This is a genomic window from cyanobacterium endosymbiont of Epithemia clementina EcSB, from assembly GCF_029919255.1.
In the GTDB taxonomy this organism is placed as follows: domain Bacteria; phylum Cyanobacteriota; class Cyanobacteriia; order Cyanobacteriales; family Microcystaceae; genus Rippkaea.
This window is the reverse complement of record NZ_CP123991.1, coordinates 2,754,511-2,773,048: the sequence shown is the minus strand read 5'-3', so window position 1 is coordinate 2,773,048 and position 18,538 is coordinate 2,754,511. Positions and strand designations below refer to the sequence as shown.

Sequence of the window (18,538 nt, the reverse complement as noted above, 5' to 3'; positions counted from 1 at the left end):
AGGCGGTAAAGATTGTCCAGCCTCAAAACTGCAACCAGGTCACCACTTAAGTCATGTTGTAGGAACATCGTTTTTCTCCGTTACTATCCCCTAACAATTTTGGTGCACATAACATACCCAATATAGATAGGAAGTCAAACTATATATAATCTTGCAAAATAAAGCTGGAACTGTTAAGAATAAAAAGATAATCTTCTTAAAAATATTAGCGTGTCTTCCCACTTTCCGTTAACCTTTCGTATTTCTCCGCTCATCCGTATTACTTTAATTAGTCTTTATTTTTCTCTTACTCTTCCCCTACCCTTTCTTGCAGACATTACATCCGCTTCTGTTCCTCCTCTTATGTTATGGACAGGAATCGTCATGGGCTTCATAGTTTTAGTAGGAGCCTTGAGTGAACGGGTCATTGTGGATGAGGATACTATAAAAGTAACTTATCCGAGTTGGATTCCCTCTTTTTTTCGCAAAGGATGGTCTTTACCTTGGTCAAAAATTAAAGATTTAAAATCACGCACTACTGGCCAGGGAGGACTTGTCTACTATTTTGTCTCTCTTGATGCTCAAACAGCATTTTTATTACCGATGCGAATTGCTGGATTTTCCCGTTTGGTAAATATTGTTACTGAAAAAACAGGAATTGATACCACTGATATTCGTCCCTTATCTCAACCTTGGATGTATTTAGTTTTATTAGTATTAACTTCATTTTTAATGATAGTAGATGGCTGGACTATTGCTACTGCAATAGGTATGGGGCGTTAGAGAAAATACTGTTTCTTAGGTAATTCTTTTTCTTTTTTCTTCCGTAACTGAGCAAAATGGTTTATAGGGTGTGTTGCGCCACGCTAATACACCCTCCAGTTCTCTTGAAATTTACTTTCTAAAAAGTTTCGTAGTCTCTGATAAAGATAAAACATCTCCCATATGAACTAGAAAGTAACAAGGTTAGGTATTGTAAACTATATTATTTTTCAGTCTTATTTACATCAAGGGAAATAGTCGTACCTCAATCAACAATTTTTTATTAAAAACTTTTTAAAAAGTAGGTAACCTGTCAACATACGCTAAAAAAATTAAAGAATAATCTCCTACAAAAAGCTCAAATAAAGCTCGAAAATGATAGAGACATTGGTGAGCATAAAATTGGCGTTAATTTTAAATATATTTAAATAACATTTAGACTTTATTTCTTTAACTTTTAGTCAATTATCTTTCTAATTTTAGTAATAGTTGACAAGAAATATGTTTACTTGTCAACTATTTTAGTTTGAGTAAAATTTGATGCTTTATATTACTGCTATTGCCAATTAATATTCATATTCTTTTAATTAAGTAAGCCTCAAGAAGTATAAAATAGTAAAAAAAGAGTAATAGCTAGATATCAACTTATCTAACAATCTAAATAACTTAATCTAAGGGTAGAAACTATAAAAGTTAACTCGTATCTAAAAATTGACTCCATAATTAGAATAAAAGTAAAAATATTCTGTTGAAATTAAAAATGATGAAAAGTTTAAAAATAAAAAATAGGTTAAACGATAAGGAAATACAACTAGAAATATAATTTATAGAAATAATTTTATACAAATAAAATAAAAATAAAACTTTTCTATAAATAAGAAAATGTAAGTAAAAAAATATATTTTCTTTAAAAGTTATCGCAAAAATACAAAATAATTTATCACAATTGAGAATTACCTAGGATTTTCTAAAAAAGAAAAATGAAACTAACTTTTGGGAAAATATATAATCTCTAAAAAGTGTGGAAAAAAGAAGATTAAAGAATGCTGTGTCATTCAAAAAAGAATAAAAGTATAAAAGTAAATCACTTAGATAAAGTAGATTTTTATTTGTAAAATTAAGTATTATATACTTATATAAGCAAAAAACTATTAAGTAATCTTACATTTCACACTGCAAAATTACTTAATTTGTATAAAAAAATAACGACAAAAAATTTTGGGCAAGTAGGCTATAAGACTAAAAAAATGAAATAGCAATTATTATTAATAATTAAGTGTATATGTTAAACTCCTCATTGATGTAAAAGTAAGATTAACTATATTAACTACTAATTTATTTTTTTAAAATAAAAAAAAGCTGAAGTTAATGAAATTTTAAAGAAATATTTAAGGATCCTAAAATAGGATAGAATGACGGAATTGTTATTTTAACAATTGTAGTTAGTGTTGATAACTATGGCTTTTTTAAATCTAGTTAATGCTCAGTTGAATGTTCTCAATGATATTGAAAGTTATCTAAATATAGAAAATTTATTACAATTTAGTTTAATAACTTAAACTGGTGAGTATCAGAGAATTATAGAAAGACTTTTTGAACATAGAAAAATAAGTTTCTTGTCGTTGTTTATTTGATGATAATGGCTCTATATTCTTCAAGAAAACTTATGATCTATCTAAATATCAGATTGCCAATATTGAAACAAATATCTTGCAAGAAAATACCAGAAAATTTAAATATAATTGAAGATTGTTAATTGATTTAATTGATTTGATTAGGAAGTAGAAATTTTTAAAAATTTATATTTTATTTAGCTATTGCTAATAAAATATAAATATCTTGTATTTTACGTTTATGTATATGTCAGCGGGTTAATTTTAGAAACCAGTGTTAAAGAGAATTAATTGAATATCCTTGTCTGGAAATGTCCTGGTTAGTGATTACTTCTGATTGAGCTTCATAAATGCAATTTGTAATTTAAACATTCTCAATTATCTTAATTGGCGTTTTGATAGTAATTTTGAGGTCAGTTTGTTTGAACACGGTACTAAAAATAGTCAATAATAATTTTTTTCAACCATTCTAAATGGTTTCTTGATTTTAGTCGATGCAATCTGGTCTTTTAACATAACTAAAAACTTTTGCCCGAAGAGAAGCGTGAGCCCTCATCAGACCAGAGGAAAGATCAGCTTATCTTTTCCTTAAATTTTAACTTCACAGACTGGACGAGTTCTATATATAAAATTTTACTATAAGTATTTATTGCCCAAATTTTATTTAGGTTAACAAAAAACAGTAATTTTCTCAAAAAGGGACAGTGGCATTTGTTATTATTAGCGCTCTTACTGGTAAAAGTTAATGATAATCACTATAGAAGTCAGCTAAATTAAACTTGAAAAACCATTAGAATTAATCTATGATTTGAGCAAATGACTTAATACTTCAGCAGACTCAAAATCTTAAATTAGAGGAAATGCCCATTGATTCAAGCCACTCTACATCAGTTAAAAGTTTTTCAGACTATGGCCCGTCATGGAAGCTTTACCCGTGCAGCAGAAGAATTATTAATTACTCAGCCTACAGTATCAAGCCAAATTAAACAACTAACAAAAGTTATCGGTCTACCGTTGTTTGAACAAATTGGTAAACGTCTTTATCTAACTGAAGCTGGAAAAGAATTACTTCAAACCTGTCAGGATATCTTTGGAAAGTTAGAAAATTTTGAGATGAAAGTAGCGGATTTAAAAGGAACCCGACGGGGACAATTAAGATTAGCGGTTATTACCACAGCAAAATACTTTGTTCCTCGAATTTTAGGTACGTTTTGTCAACAATATCCTGGCATTGATATCTCTTTAAATGTCACCAATCATCAACATATCCAGGAACTTATAATGGAAAACCGAGATGATTTGTATGTTGTAAGTGAACCCCCTGATGGCATGGGATTATCAACTCAACCCTTTCTTGATAATCCTTTAGTGGTGATTGCTCCTAGAAACCATCCATTAGCTGGAAAACAGAACATTCCTATCACCAATCTTGATGGTGAAGTCTTCATCATGCGTGAATCAGGATCAGGTACTCGACAGGCAATACAAAAGCTGTTCTATCAACACGGTGTATCTGTTGAAGTACGCCTAGAATTAGGAAGTAATGAGGCGATTAAGCAGGCAATTGCAGGTAACTTAGGGATTTCTATTCTTTCTCAACATACGCTGATTTCTGAGGGAAAGGATAGCGAACTGACTATACTTGATGTAGAACATTTTCCGATCAAACGTCGTTGGTATGTAGCATATTGGGAGAGTAAACAACTATCAGTAGTAGCTCAAGCGTTTTTAGACTATCTACTTCAAGAGAGCACAAAATTTTCTGTTCCTCCTGTTAATCTTTTAGCAAAAGTTTGAGATTTAACGTAAAAAAGACATAGTCTGATTACAAATAATAGGTGTTTCAAAAGCCATACCCATTTAGATAGACGATGTTTTAGCTGGTTTTGTATTTAAGTTGGATTATGCTAGACTTAATGTCTTCACTCGTTTTGCACATATGACATCAAATACTCCACTCAATTTAATCGATAAGATTATAAATTTTAAAATACTCATCATTACTTATGATTAGATATTTAATGAGATAGGAATAGTTTCACTTGTTATCAAGATAGGTTTAAAAGTAACTATTGTCTAATAAGATTAGACTATATAATTAATTTTAATATAGATTTGTATTGTAAAAAAAAGTCAATCTATCTCAGAATTAATTTTTGTTAGGTCAAACACAATCAATGTTTAAATAAATTAAAAGAAGAGTTAAGTCTCTTACAAAGAATTAATAGGACGATGATTCCAAGTTGCTAAAATTAAAATCACTCCTGCTCTAAGAACTCGATAACATTTATTAAGCCATTTAGTTTTATTGAGTATATGTTCGCAATTTTCAAGAAACTACACTAGGTCAAAATTATCATCTTAAACAGAAGTACTAGCTATCTAGAAATTAACTATTTCTATCAATTTTTATTTTTTTATCAGCTCTAGTAGCTTACACAGGAGATAGGAGAATTTCAATCTAATTTGCTTTGAATTTTTGAGCTAAATAGAAAGCGCTTTTTCTGATTTTAGAATTAACATTAATTAGGTTTACTGCTGTTTTAAACCTGAACTAAATTCAGTAATTTTTCAATTAAATATATCTGAAATTGACGACGATTAATTTTATAGTCACTTGTATTATTATACATAATAATAATACATCTGTTCATCCATAACTTGCTCTGGCAGGTTACTAAAAACTTCATAAAATTGAGCTATTCTTTTTAGAAAGCATATGACTTATCTTAACAGGTTTTGTAATTTTAACTAAATTTAAGAATAAAAAATGGAGAGCATAAATCGAGGTAGATATTTCGTCATAACTATGAACTAGATTGGTAAACTTTTTTAGCTTAAAATTAGGCAAAGATAAATAATAGCTTTATATGGATAATTTGGTAAAACTTTATAACAGACTTGTTCTTATCAAGATAGTCATCTTTGAGTGCAGTATTCATATCTTTTTGATAAAAGTTAATTTCTTCATAGAGATAGTTTAATTATTCTTCAATTTGCCTTTGACGACACCATACCCAATAATAATACAGTTTAATCCCTAAAGCTTTTCATACGGAACTACTCTCAATATTCGTTAGAACAATGTTTAACAGGTTGATTCAAACAATTGAGGGCTTTATTGTATTCTTGTAACCTTTCAAGATAAATAAAGTCTTGATCGCACCATTCTGAGTAATTCTTCTGTTGAACCTTTTGGTAGCTGACAACAGCCTTTTTATAGTATTCGAATTTTTATAACTTCATACCGGGTTGTACCAAAGCAAATAGTTATTGGAGTATCCTTACTAAGGCTTTTTGTAACTAATGAACACTCCCCTATCTAGTCTGCAATAGACTTCCTTGCTGATATCAACCATAATAACTATCGAAGTGCTACTTTAGGGGTTAATAGGGGATATTTACTAGTATAGGTTTTATTAGGGTTTTAAGTAAAAAATGCATAATTTATGATTTATTTATCAATGACTGTGTAACAATTATATGTTGTTATTAAACACATATTGAATATTATGTTGCCTTCTGATTTATTAATTTATCGTTATAGTGGCGAGTCTATTTTGCCTAAAAAACTCCCTTTAGATTGTGACGCGCTAACCCTAGCTTCTGAACAAATTGATTGTTTTCAAGATAATCTAGGAAGTACTCAAGAACAACTAAATCATCTCCTTCTAATTCTAGAAGGAGATGATTTAAATTATCGGGTTAAACGAGGGTTGGCCCATCTGTTAAAAAATAATTTTTCAACTTTTGAAATTGTTAGTCCCCTCGAACCAGAACAACTACGACAACTGGTATTTAGTCGCGCTGCAGAATCTCTCCCTATTCCCGCTAACCGTTCCTATCTGTTAGATAACATTGCCAGTCTATTAAGTGATGAATTAAATCGAGAGATCTTACCTAGTGAAATTGAACGGGGACTCTATGCAGACTTACAAGAAAATCGTATCTTAACTGATTTTGGGTCTCCCACTTCAGAAGAATTAATTCATCGTTATAATTTATCACAAGTTCAAGGAATTTTCTATCGTTCTAGTCACATTAGAATTAATGCTTATCGCAATGATCCAGGGGAATATAAATTGCTATTTCGTTATCTTAAATTATTTCAATTAATGGCTTATATCGAAGGAGATGCAGACACAGGATTTACCATTATGATGGATGGACCGACAAGTCTATTTAAAGCTAGTACCCGTTATGGGTTAGCCTTAGCTAAAATGATTCCGGCTCTACTCCATGTTAGTAAATGGAGTCTCGAAACTAAATTACAAATTAAAGATAGTTATACCGGAAAAATTAAAACTAGTCATTTTAGTTTGGATGATTGCTGTGGTTTAGTTAGTCATTATCCTAAAGAAAAAACTTATGATAGTATGTTGGAAGAATCCTTCGCCAAACGATGGGAAAAATTGAAACCCCAATGGCGACTAGAAAGAGAAGTGGATTTAATTCCTTTACGTGGGAGTGTGATGATTCCAGACTTTCGTTTAGTGCATCCCGATGGGCGAGATTTCCTATTAGAAATTGTTGGGTATTGGCGACAAGAATATTTACAAAAGAAATTTTATCAAGTCCAAAATTCCGGTGTAGATAATCTAATTCTAGCTATCTCTGAACGATTGAATCTAGAAAAAGCAGGGGTTAAATTCACAGATACTCCCACGAGGATTGTTTGGTTTAAAGATAAGCTAAACCCCAAAGCCATCTTAAATTTATTAGAATGACTTAATGAATCACCCCATCTATATAGAGCTATTTCATTTTAAAAAGTACCAAAATTTAGTCCAGCTATATTATCGCTTCGGTTTTCAGGAATATTTGTAACGTGTTAGAAAACAGTATAAGTGATTTAGTTCTTCTTTAGATATTATTTATAATAAATATTTTTTTGATATTGTGCAATAAGGGAAGTCTAGTTGATAAACTAGAACCCTAAGTACAGGATTTGCTAAAAAGAAAGGGTCTTTAGGAAAGAAAAAAGATTTCATGTTTTTCCAGCAGACCCTGCAGACCCTAATTAATTAGGTAAATTTGATCAAAACAAAGAACTTAGCTTATTATGAGAGCAAAATAGAAGTTATAGTTTCCGTCAAGCGCGTGTTAATTACTGAATCACCAACGCCAAACTTGTTTATATTGTTCAAACAAATTAGGTAAATCCCGACGAGACAATTTTTCAATTCCACTAAGTAATTTTGTTTGAGGAATACCTCTTTGGGCAATATCTTCTGCGATTGCATACACTTTTAACCCGCTATCAAGAGCTTGTTGTAAATCTTGATCGACTTTGGCTGGACAAGTTTGTTGCCAAGAACCTAAAGTAAACCCATCATTCCCTTGGCCACTAACGGCATAATTAACGGCATTTCCTCGTAACAAAATATCGACTTCGCCACCGGCTGTCTTTAAAACTTGAACTATCCAAATAACCGGATCATCTTGTTCTTCAACGATACAACGATAAGCTGATTCAATAATTTGTAATGCTTTCATACTTAATGCTCCTTAAAGATTCAGAATCCTTTTATCCCTTACCTTACTAAAACTTACTTTGAATAGGTTTTAGCTTATTTTGTGCCAATAACTAATGTTGATGTAGACTCGGTCGCCCATTGCAAAAAATCTTGAGGTCCGCCGCGACGACACCCTTCAATCGCTTCTTGTACACCTCTTTCATCAACACAAAGACCACAATTAATCCAATCAAATTGACAGCCCTTATCTTTTGCTTTGGCTTGCATCGCTGCCACCCAATCTTTAGTTAATGGATGATTTTCTTCTTCGAAAGTACGCCCATGAATACTATTAGCGTGAGGTCTCTGGTGAGAAAAGGCTAAGGAAACTGCTCCTTCATAAGCGAAAACATTAACATTATAACCTTTTTCTAAGGCGGCATCCATCAGCCGAAAAGCTGTGGTTGTTCTCGCTTGTTCAAATGGCGCATCCATTAAGAGAAATGTAAGGGTTGTTGTACTCATTTTTTTAGTTACTAATAAACAGTAATCAGTAGGTAATTTTTGGTCATAGGCTATCGCGTCTAGACCCTTGACTTGATTTATAACCACAAGGTTTTTTGTCCTTGTCCCATAGCATCAGCTACTGAAGATATGGTAGAAACTTGAATACCAGGATTCACTTCAGAAGGCTCAATTCCTCTTTCTTCGAGGGAAAATCTATCTGCCAAGACTTTAACTGAATTGAGGTTGGCTAGTTCAGGGGGAATAATAGTTGAACGGGTGGCTAGTACACCATTTTCTACTAAAAATAAAGTCACTTCGTGTCCTGACTTAGCTAGATCAGATGCCAATTGATAATCGTGTGTAACTTCTGTAGACTCGAAAGGACTTTTTGACTCGATTAAAAAATATTGACCCATGGACCTTTATTGAAAGACTATTGTTTTTGACTATATCTAACAATAGGTTTAAATCTGATGCTATCAGACTAAATTTAAGGCTTTCTTTAACAGTAAGTGGGTGGGCTTAAAGAAGCCTAAGACAGAAAAGTAGTTAAAAAAGGGGTTTTATTGTATACCAAGCTTAAAATCTAACTAATAAAATTAGAAGAGTAAGTACCATGATAATTAATTCTTAATAATGAAAAACCTTCGAAATAACAACGAAAGTATATTTATTATTTAATAATAATACTAAAAAATAGAAAATGCACATAGTATTAATTGCTGATAAAAAGTGTTTTTAGCTAATAAATAAAAATAAAAATATAGTAAATATTTTAAATGAGCAAAAAAATGGTCAAGAAAGATATAATAGTTTTTATGGTCAATAAATATCTAAGTATGTAAAGCCTTAAAAAAGAGATCAAAGTTTATAAAAATAGTAAAAAAATAAATTATACTTAATACTATTAAAATACATAAACCGAATAAAAGTTCCAATTAAATTTTATGAATAAATAGCTTAAAAAGAAAAAATATAAATTTCTTATAAAAAGCAAATAGAGTTAAAAAATACTATAAAAATAAAAAGATGGATCCGTTAATTATTATTGACATGTACTTAATACATATAAGCAATTTAGTTTAAACTAAACTTAAACAATAGAAATCAAAAAATAATATATATACTTTATACTGACTTTGTAGTCTATAGCTAACTCTAATAGGAGAGGAATAGCGTAAAATAAAAGCTCGTGAAATTGCCAGAAGAATATTTGAAGATAAATACAATAAATACAATTTAGCTAAGGTAGATAGATAAAGTACTTATTAAATAAGCTTTTATAAAAAAATTACTAAAGAAATATAAATCTAATTCTAATGATCTAAAGAAATATAAATCTATTTTTTTTTTAGATTTATATTTCTTTAGGTCCGCCTACTTACAAACATACTGGAAATGCAATCCAGCTAGTAATTATGCAGAAATTGAGGTGTTTAGTTACTTCTAATACAAATGCATATCCATCCATAATTAATTTTATTAAGATGAGATGCGTCCAAACAGATAGACTTGTTTTTTTTCATAGATTAATTTAAAATCGGGAATTTGTTCAATTCTTCCTATTAGAGTATCAACTAATTCTGGTGAACTATTCCAACCTGGATGACGTTTATTTAACAATATATCGTCAAATTGTTGAAGATTAATCTCTTGTGAACCTTCAATTGCTAATTCAATTTTAGTCCGATGGGTAACATGGGGGGCAATATTAGCTGAGGTTAACACATTACCGTCTTTTGTTACCTGGGTTAACGCTTCTCTTGTTGCTGACCAAGTATCTATAGATTCAAGATAACGAGAGGTAAAATAGCCAACTTTAGCTAAAGCAAAAAAAGTAACTAATGACCATAAAATAATATATTTAGGTCTTTGTAACCATCCTTGTCCCGCACTTAAAGTTGCAATCACTACTAGAATTAAAAAAGGTAAAATTGGAAGAGAATATTGGTGTAATAAGTCTTTTTGTTCTTTATTTTCAGTTAATAGATTTAAAAATAAAATAGGAAAAGCACCGATTAATGGAGCAAAATATTTAGGAAATAGTCCCCAAATTAAAGGACACAAAAGCAACAATAAATATTCTAAGTTATTTAAAGTAAAGAGATGATTTAGAACAACTTGTGGTTGAAAAAAAAGATTAAAAACAATCTCCTGTAAAGACACTCCTAAAAAACTATATCTAGCAACAGCAGCTACCTGTTCTCCACTAAATTGAGGAATAATTACTTTAGTGGCTAAAACAAACCAAACTATTCCTACACCTAAAGAAATTACCCCAAACTTTATTTTTCTTTCTCCTAATATCAGCCAAACTCCCATTGCTGTTACAGTTAAAGATAAAGCATCCCGACAACTTAAAATAAAAATTAGTGCTAAGCTAAACGCAAAAGTGTTATTTCTTTTTGCAGCTAGTAATGCCCAAAAAAAAGCAGGTAATGTCAATGTTTCGGGGTGAAAATCAAATAAATTTAGGTTAAAAATTAGGGGATAGAGAAGATAAGAAGCCGCGATAACTGTTGCTAAGTTTGAGTTTAAATTTGCGTATCTTGCCAATTGCCAGACTGGTAATGCTCCCAAAGAAAGGGCAATTGCTTGTAATCCAAATAACCAATAAACACTAGGGTAAATCTTATATAATCCAGCAATTGCATAAAGAATAAATGCAGCGTGATCTCCTAATATATGTATACCTCGTAAGGAAACAAAAGGAGTTTTTCCCTGACTAATTAAATAAATACCATTATCAAAAATCGCTAAATCATAAGCAGTAGATTGAAATAAAATATGTCTTAAGCTACTACAAGTTAATAAAACTAAAGTGCTCACTATGATCATAATTATTACAGAATGGTAATTAAAGTTTTTCTGGGTCATTTCTATAATTCTTCCTCTGCCGAAAATAAGAATAATTATTTGATAATAAACTATGTTTATTATCAACACACAACACACCACAATTAGCAAGCAAAGACAAAATTACTATATCAGAATTCTTTAGCCATTGGTCATGGATTGGCAAAGTAGATAATACTAGCCCGCTTTAAATACAACTAGCCGATAATACTTATAAAGATTTTTTTGGTTAAGAATAAAAGCTATTTTTCTCTAAAATGCTCACTTTATCTTCTTTAAAAGGGTGCTAAAACCTCTACCTTGTAGGGAGATTTTGTGGTATAATCACGCACAGTGATTATACCACGCTCATTGCAACGTGGTTAATAAAAACAAAACAAAGCGTCTGGAAAAGTTAAAACTAAAAACCTCTGATCGCAGAAATATGGGAGAAACAGCTAGGAAAGTAACGGAGTTTCCGATGACTTGAGTCAGCCAAAATTGGAAGTAAACAGTAGCGGAGAACATTCCTTAAACTGATAAACTAACTAGACGACTAAAAACACTTGTATCTATGTTTGACTGCCACGAGAGTAGAGATACTTAGGCAGTACGAATGATTGAGTAATTCTTATACACAAGTCCGGGAAAATGTACTTCCTGCATGTGCGTAAAGTATGTTAACTCTCTATATATTATATAGATAAATATATTAACAATCCTTGATAACCCTCAATATGCTGAATATAAAAAAAATTGCCGATTGTGCCAAATTAAGTGCTAAAGAATTGAAAATTGATAGATATGACATTTATGGTTTATCTATCGACGAGACCAGTGTTGAGATTGATAGCGGTGAACCAAAACAAGTCCAAGCATCAAACCGATCGAGCGTTATTGTTCGTGTGTGGAATAAAAGGAAAACAGTTGGAGTGACAACTACTACAGATTTAGACGACGAAGGCATCAAATTAGCCTTAGAAACAGCTAAAGAAGCGAGTGCATTTGGCAGTGAAGACAATACTCCTGAATTCAGTCCAGAAGCTAAAAACCTTATTGCCGGGTTATCCCATAATTCGGTGAATCATGCACCTGTTCCTACTCTTGTCGATACTTTAATCAAGGCCGAAAAAAATCTTTTAGAAGCACACCAAGCTATTATCGGAGTTCCCTACAATGGCTTATCTCAAGAAATTAGAGCGCGGTTTTATCTTAACAGTGAAGGAGCCCTTCGCCAAGAAGAAGGGTCTTATTCATCTATTTACCTCTACAGTCGCACTGAAGAGGAAGGTAAAAAACCGCGAGGGGCTAGTTCAGTTAAAATTGCTCATAGCTTACCAGAGTTAGACATTGACGGCTGTTTAAAAGAAGTGATTAAAAAGACAATTAGTCACATAAATTATAAGTCTATTCCATCAGGAAAATATCGAATTGTTTTTTCTCCTACCTCATTTTTAAGCTTGATTGATGCTTTTTCTAATATCTTTAATGCTCAAAATATTTTAGATAACCAAAGTCTTTCTACCCAAGATTCTTTGGGAACAGAAATTGCTTCCCCTCTTTTATGTCTATGTGATGATGCCCTTCATCCTTTTAATGTTGTAAAAGAAACTTTTGACGGAGAAGGAACTCCCACTCGTCGTGTAGAATTAATTATTAATGGAATACTATCGGGTTTGTTGCACAGTGCTGGAACCGCAAAACGAATGAACGCAAAACCAACAGGTCATGCAAATATTGGCTCAAAAGTTACAGTTAGCTCTCATTTTTATCATGTTTTTGCTTCGGAAAAATATGCCCAAAAATTGAGTTTAGAAGAATCAGATGGAGTTATTTTAATTGATCGTTTACAGGCACTTCATGCGGGAGTTAATTCCTTACAGGGCTCATTTTCTCTACCCTTTGATGGTTGGTTAGTCAATAGAGGAGAATTAACCAGTATTGATGCGGCAACCGTAGCTGGGGATATACAAGATGTATTAAAGTCAATCATTTATATTGAGTCTGAAGCAGAAGTTCTTCCCGGGGGAATTTGTCCGCGAGTTTGGATTAATGAATTATCTGTTACTGGAGAGTAATTAATTGGTCTTTGCCATAAGAGACAGTTTATAGATAAAACATTCATTGAATCTGATGAGGGAGAGTTTACTCTCCGGAATTATAGTTAAAAGGAAGATTGTGGGTGCTAGTTAAACCTAGTAATAGAATCTTATTTCCTAAACGTTCTGTGATTGAAACGGTCAACGACTCTTGAAAATATTTCTTAGATTTCACATTAGAATAATCGCAGTATTTTGGAATTGTTTTGTTTACTTTTTTACTCAACTGATGGCTTACACCTAGTTACCTAAAAAACTTTTTCTTGATTTAGGGTCACAAGATAAACTAACCTTGTTTTAGGCTATTTTCAACAACAATTGCAATCTTAATTATTAGCAGTTGCCATCACTCAGATATCAGATGATTGTCAACCTCGTCAGATTTTGTTTTAAATATTGAGAATAATAACTGTGTTTTGAATTTAGTCAAACTCACGTTGACACGAGAAAAGTCTCCATCTACAATCGAGATGTTTGTTATGAGATTTTATAGGTGTGGATGTTTTTTGGTACTATCTAATTAGTATTAAAACATTGGTTATAAGCTAAAATTTTGTACTAACTTCTTTTTGTATTGAACCAATCTTAGGAATTTTGGCAATAATTTTAACAACCAGCAAACTGTTAAAAATTCGAACAATTTCCACATTAAGGCTTTCAGAACATTAATATGAAGACTTTACATGACTGGTTTAGTAGAATTGAGATAAGGCTCTCCTAGACCGATCATGATAAATCGGCAGCTAATGACTTCCAACACTCTTATTACGACTATGTTCCATAACCCCAAAAACCTGATATCTATCAAAAACAATTTTTTGGAGTCATTTATTATGGTTTTGTCACAGCTACTCTAGAAGGGCCAAAGTTAATTACTGGTCGAATTAGAAAAAGGCTCAGAGGATTCTTGTTGTAATCTTCTTTGTTGGATTAGCTTAAATTCTTGAGCCGCTTTATTGAGATTATTATTCGTATCCTCAGCAAAGTCACCGGCGTTACGACTTCGTTGTAAATTAGAACGGTGCATTAGATCCATTGGATTAAAAATGTTACCAAGTTCCCCAGCAGGATCTTGTTCGTTATTTTGATAATTATTTTCCTCATTAATAACATCAACAGACTGGGCTAATATTATCTGAGGAATTCCGCCCACTGTTCCTAAACTACTAATTAAAATACAAAATAATTGTCTCAAAGGCAGGTTAATAGACATCATTAAGACTCACTTCTACGTACAACCAAACATTAAACATTTCAAATTGAAACTACCCTAAGCGAAACGGCGACGCAACAAAGGTTGAATTGCTACTAATATTAACGCATTAAAGGCTAACAATAAAAATAAAACCAATCCAAAACTTAGGTCCGCCCAAGGCGTTTGTAGGACTAAACTATTCAAAGACCAATCTTCATTGAGGTATATATAACGAATCGTTTCAATGGCATAAGTAAGGGGATTCAAACTGACGATAATTTGTAGCCATTTCGCCATGAATGATAAAGGAGCTAAAGCGGTACTTGCAAATAATAAAGGCAAATTCGTTACGAAAATTACTGCGATTAATTCAATATGACCTGGTAAAGCAAAAGCTAGTCCCAAACTTAATCCCGTTACTCCTAAGACGATAGAAAAGACAATTAGGGAGATTGTACCTAACCCAACTAAGCTTGGCAAACTAGCCCCTAAAATGGCACTAGCTCCCACAATGACTGCCGTTTGAATTAAACTCAAAACAACTATATAGATGGTAGAAGCGGCTACAATCGAATAACGAGAAGCTAATGGGGCAACTAATAAACGATTGAGAAAACCAAATTCTCTGTCAAACATCACGGGTAACCCCGCATTCAATGCGCCTGAAAAAGCAGTAAAAACTATAATACCAGGAGCAAGAAACTTAGCGTAATTAAGCTCTTCTCCAAATAACCCTTGAGGAGCATTGTAAAATAGTGCGCCGAATAAAACTAACCACATAAACGGTTGAATAATACCAGCAATCAAGGTCGATGGACGACGTTGCAGTTGGATGAACAGACGCTTTGTCATAGCAAAGGTTTCTTGAATAAATTCACTAAAAATATTTCCATCTTCATCTATAGAGCTTATTTCTTGTTTTTTCGGAGATAAAGCAGACTTGGCCTTAGAAGGGGTCATAGTTTGACTCATGTGGTTATTCCTCCCTGATCACAATATCTAAAAATTGGCATGCTGACATAAATTTGTACTTAAAAACTAAATTAACCCATTTTTTCTTGTTTATTTTCCGTCTTAGTAAAAAAGTAGAACTTAAATCCAAGATGAGTAATATCTACTCTTAGAGTAGGATAACTTCATTTCATTTGTTGTTTTTTCTCAGCCTTTAGATCTCGAATACTGGCGGACTCCAATTCAGCATCCATCAAAGTTTGACCAGTGGCGGCTAAGTAGACATCATCAAGACTGGGACGCGATTGAGCTAAGCTGAAAATAGGCAGTCCTGACTTTATTAAAGATTGTTCAATTTGACTTAAACAATTACTCCCCATGGTCACCACAAGGTTAAGAGAATTGCCTTGGCAGTGGTTAATTATCACCTCTTCAACAAAGGGCAAATCTTGAAGTAAGGTTTTGGCTTGTCGGGCTTCTTCTACTGGAGAAAACTCCCGGATTTTTAGGGTAACGCGATCACCGCCCACTCTATTTTTTAACTGAGAAGGGGTTCCCTCGGCAATAACTTGCCCTTGATCTATAATCGCTAAGCGATCAGCCAGGGCATCAATTTCTTCAAGGTAATGGCTGGTAATCAAGACAGTAGTGCCGGCTTTTTGCAATTTCCGTAAGAATTCCCAAACAACGAACCGACTTTCTATGTCTAACCCTACGGTGGGTTCATCTAATACCAATACCTCTGGTCGATGAAGCAAACCAGCTGCTAAATCTAGGCGTTTACGGATACCTCCTGAATAGGTTCCAGTCTTGCGATCAGCGTAGTTTTTTAAGTCCAGTAAGCTGATTAATTCAGCAATACGATTTTTGGCTTCTTTTTGGGGAAGATGATAAAGGGCGGCTTGCAGTTCTAATAATTCCCGTCCTGTTAATACTTGATCTAAGGCTACTTCTTGGGACACATATCCTAAGCGGCGACGGGCCGCTTTGGGTCGCTCAAGAACGGAAATTCCCGCTACTTCAATGCTACCACCATCAGGCTTAGCTAAAGTACATAAACAGCGTATGGTAGTGGTTTTTCCCGCTCCATTAGGACCTAATAAGCCAAAAATCTCTCCCGGTTGGACTTTAAAGGAGATGTTTTTAATGGCTTCAAGAGTACCGTAATTTTTTTTTAGGGACTCAATAACAATAGCAGGGATCATAACCGATTGATAATTGGGAAATAACGATGCGAACAACCTCACCACTGTTGCACGAGGTTTTCTTGGCTCAGTTCGGTGCCAAACCAATGTCATCCTCTATGTGCCATCTTTGAATAATAGCCACCTCTTGGGGAATATCTCCCATAGGTGCAAATTCTGACAGTTCTTTCCGTACAACAGATGACTGTGTTTAGTCGTCGTGAACCGATTTTGATATCGGTCCCTTCTCATTGTATTGGAAGTTTGGGAAATGTGGGGAGTGTGAACAGAGACTGATTTCAAACATGGGATGTCCGGTTTATCTTCTTCCCAAGATTAAAAGATCATACTTAAACAACTTTAAAATCAAATATATATTTGATCAAATAATGTTTTTAATCATAAAAATTTTCAAAAAATAAGTTTATTAAAATTAATTTTAGTCAACAGTTAGACTTTGTATTTGTAATAAATTACATCTATATCCAGTCTTTTAAAGATTTTTCTAAAAAAACTAACAACAGTTTAAATTTGACTAAATTAATCGAAGCAGTCAGTCTAATTATGATTCAAGTTCTTCAACTACTTCAACTGATTGATCAACATCTCAAACTTCTATACACTGAAATAAATTATATTCTTTTGCATCAAAAGCAATAAGTTCAAGAAATCATAGTGCCTAATCTTAATAACCTGGGTTCTTCTAGACTGAAGTATGATGAATTCGCTATTAATAACTTCTAAAAACTTTATTTTTACTTTTTGTAACTTTGTTGTAGCTAGTCTATAAAAGCTATCAACTCAAACAGAAGATCAAGTTCTCTGAATGTTCTCCTTAACATAAATTTCCTAATGCTGAGAACTTTGTATCATTGCGGTTAACTGTAAATAGGAGAATAACGTCCTTTGGCTTTGTTCCGTTTAATCTCACTATCTGGAATGTACAAATTATGATAGGTCGCCACTGCTCTAACAATATCTGTACGATCAATTACTTCTATCACCACTCCGGCTAGCGATAAAATGGTTAAACGATAATCATAAGTTAATTCCGATTGTTCAATTACAAGGGAAGGTTTCTGATATAACGGAAATATCAATTAAGGTATGAGAAATCTCGGTCAAGATTTTATTTCTCTACATGTTTGTTCTATATACGGTAAGTCTTCGAGACGAATCAGACCACCACAATGTCCTTCGGAAGTAGCAAATAGGTAATAGAGGTATAGAAATCTTTGAAAATATATCCTTGAGCAAATTCATCGAGAGTAAGATAACTACTGACAACCCAAAACTTACGAGTTATTACTTTGTTGCTAACTATGGTCGTTTTAACTCTATTGTAGACAAGTATTATGTTAATAATTGTTGGAGTTACACATAATAAGTTAACCAATTAAAGCGATCCATACTGGACCTGATGTGTTAGTTGCCAGAATAAAAAAGATCCCTGCAGAGCTGTTGAATGAACCAACAAATTTACTGCTTGTAGCAGCCAAACACCTCCTTCCAAGCGATCATTGGTTATTTTCCAGACAATAGCCTTAAGAATTTGTCCCCCCCCATTAAGAGTTAGTCCTAGAATCAGATTTAAAATCCCTAAAACTAAATTAATTTGGGACAAATCTTCCTTCATATACCCTAAAAATACCTTATTATCTTTTTAATACCTATTTAGTAAGGCTAAAAAAGAGAACACATAAGCATAAACTCAACAAAGGACCGGCGATAGTCATCCAAATAAGAACAGAGTAATAAAATTAAACCTAATACAATATTTTGAGCGCAAGCAACCAGGCTATGCCCTCATTAATGAAGTAAGGCTGAACTAAATAGTGACAAAATAATTAATTAAATTAGCTAAGTTAACCACCCTAAGCTAGGGATATTGTTTGTTAACTCTTAGTTTATAAGACCTTGTTTATAAGACCTTGAGCATGAACAAGAACGATCAAGA

14 protein-coding genes are annotated in these 18,538 nt (G+C 32.7%); 5 read left to right on the top strand and 9 right to left on the bottom strand.

Annotation, left to right across the window (positions count from 1 at the left end; genetic code table 11):
- The first annotated feature begins 210 nt into the window (after positions 1-210).
- The 3 genes from P3F56_RS09250 to P3F56_RS09240 all read left to right on the top strand — a co-directional run bounded on the left by P3F56_RS09250 (position 211) and on the right by P3F56_RS09240 (position 7,081).
- Positions 211-762: a hypothetical protein gene (locus P3F56_RS09250; protein ID WP_281152572.1), complete on the top strand. Its 552-nt coding sequence runs from the start codon at positions 211-213 to the stop codon at positions 760-762.
- A 2,459-nt stretch (positions 763-3,221) separates the two neighbouring features.
- Entirely contained in the window at positions 3,222-4,151 is a 930-nt protein-coding gene (locus P3F56_RS09245; protein WP_281152571.1) for a LysR family transcriptional regulator, read from the top strand.
- A gap of 1,715 nt (positions 4,152-5,866) precedes the next feature.
- Complete coding sequence (locus tag P3F56_RS09240; RefSeq protein WP_281152570.1) at positions 5,867-7,081, top strand: DUF790 family protein; 1,215 nt, start codon at positions 5,867-5,869, stop codon at positions 7,079-7,081.
- Positions 7,082-7,469: 388 nt separating this feature from the next.
- On the opposite strand, the gene P3F56_RS09235 is transcribed toward P3F56_RS09240, so the two are convergent.
- The 4 genes from P3F56_RS09235 to P3F56_RS09220 all read right to left on the bottom strand — a co-directional run bounded on the left by P3F56_RS09235 (position 7,470) and on the right by P3F56_RS09220 (position 11,155).
- The gene (locus tag P3F56_RS09235) at positions 7,470-7,850 is read right to left on the bottom strand and encodes a hypothetical protein (protein WP_281152569.1); all 381 of its coding nucleotides are present in this window, start codon (positions 7,848-7,850) and stop codon (positions 7,470-7,472) included.
- A 74-nt stretch (positions 7,851-7,924) separates the two neighbouring features.
- Positions 7,925-8,335, bottom strand: coding sequence for a DsrE/DsrF/TusD sulfur relay family protein (locus P3F56_RS09230; protein ID WP_281153789.1), 411 nt, complete (start codon positions 8,333-8,335; stop codon positions 7,925-7,927).
- Between the two features lie 77 nt (positions 8,336-8,412).
- Positions 8,413-8,733: a DsrE family protein gene (locus P3F56_RS09225; RefSeq protein WP_281152568.1), complete on the bottom strand. Its 321-nt coding sequence runs from the start codon at positions 8,731-8,733 to the stop codon at positions 8,413-8,415.
- A 1,066-nt stretch (positions 8,734-9,799) separates the two neighbouring features.
- Entirely contained in the window at positions 9,800-11,155 is a 1,356-nt protein-coding gene (locus P3F56_RS09220) for a DUF2079 domain-containing protein (protein ID WP_405054751.1), read from the bottom strand.
- Between the two features lie 734 nt (positions 11,156-11,889).
- Here P3F56_RS09220 and P3F56_RS09215 point away from each other — a divergent pair.
- Entirely contained in the window at positions 11,890-13,230 is a 1,341-nt protein-coding gene (locus P3F56_RS09215) for a TldD/PmbA family protein (RefSeq protein WP_281152566.1), read from the top strand.
- Positions 13,231-14,119: 889 nt separating this feature from the next.
- On the opposite strand, the gene P3F56_RS09210 is transcribed toward P3F56_RS09215, so the two are convergent.
- The 3 genes from P3F56_RS09210 to P3F56_RS09200 form a co-directional block, all read right to left on the bottom strand.
- Positions 14,120-14,467, bottom strand: a complete 348-nt coding sequence (locus P3F56_RS09210) for a hypothetical protein (RefSeq protein ID WP_281152565.1) — start codon at positions 14,465-14,467, stop codon at positions 14,120-14,122.
- 54 nt (positions 14,468-14,521) lie between these two features.
- A complete protein-coding gene (locus tag P3F56_RS09205) occupies positions 14,522-15,418 on the bottom strand; it encodes an ABC transporter permease (protein WP_281152564.1) in 897 nt (298 codons plus the stop codon).
- Between the two features lie 164 nt (positions 15,419-15,582).
- Complete coding sequence (locus P3F56_RS09200; RefSeq protein WP_281153788.1) at positions 15,583-16,602, bottom strand: ABC transporter ATP-binding protein; 1,020 nt, start codon at positions 16,600-16,602, stop codon at positions 15,583-15,585.
- A 147-nt stretch (positions 16,603-16,749) separates the two neighbouring features.
- On the opposite strand from P3F56_RS09200, the gene P3F56_RS09195 reads away from it, so the two are divergent.
- Positions 16,750-16,878: a hypothetical protein gene (locus tag P3F56_RS09195; RefSeq protein ID WP_281152563.1), complete on the top strand. Its 129-nt coding sequence runs from the start codon at positions 16,750-16,752 to the stop codon at positions 16,876-16,878.
- A gap of 581 nt (positions 16,879-17,459) precedes the next feature.
- Here the strand turns inward: P3F56_RS09195 and P3F56_RS09190 are convergent.
- Positions 17,460-17,681: a hypothetical protein gene (locus P3F56_RS09190; RefSeq protein ID WP_281152562.1), complete on the bottom strand. Its 222-nt coding sequence runs from the start codon at positions 17,679-17,681 to the stop codon at positions 17,460-17,462.
- Positions 17,682-17,977: 296 nt separating this feature from the next.
- Positions 17,978-18,217 (bottom strand): hypothetical protein, encoded by a 240-nt coding sequence (locus P3F56_RS09185; protein ID WP_281152561.1) that lies wholly within the window; start codon positions 18,215-18,217, stop codon positions 17,978-17,980.
- Positions 18,218-18,538 lie beyond the last annotated feature (321 nt).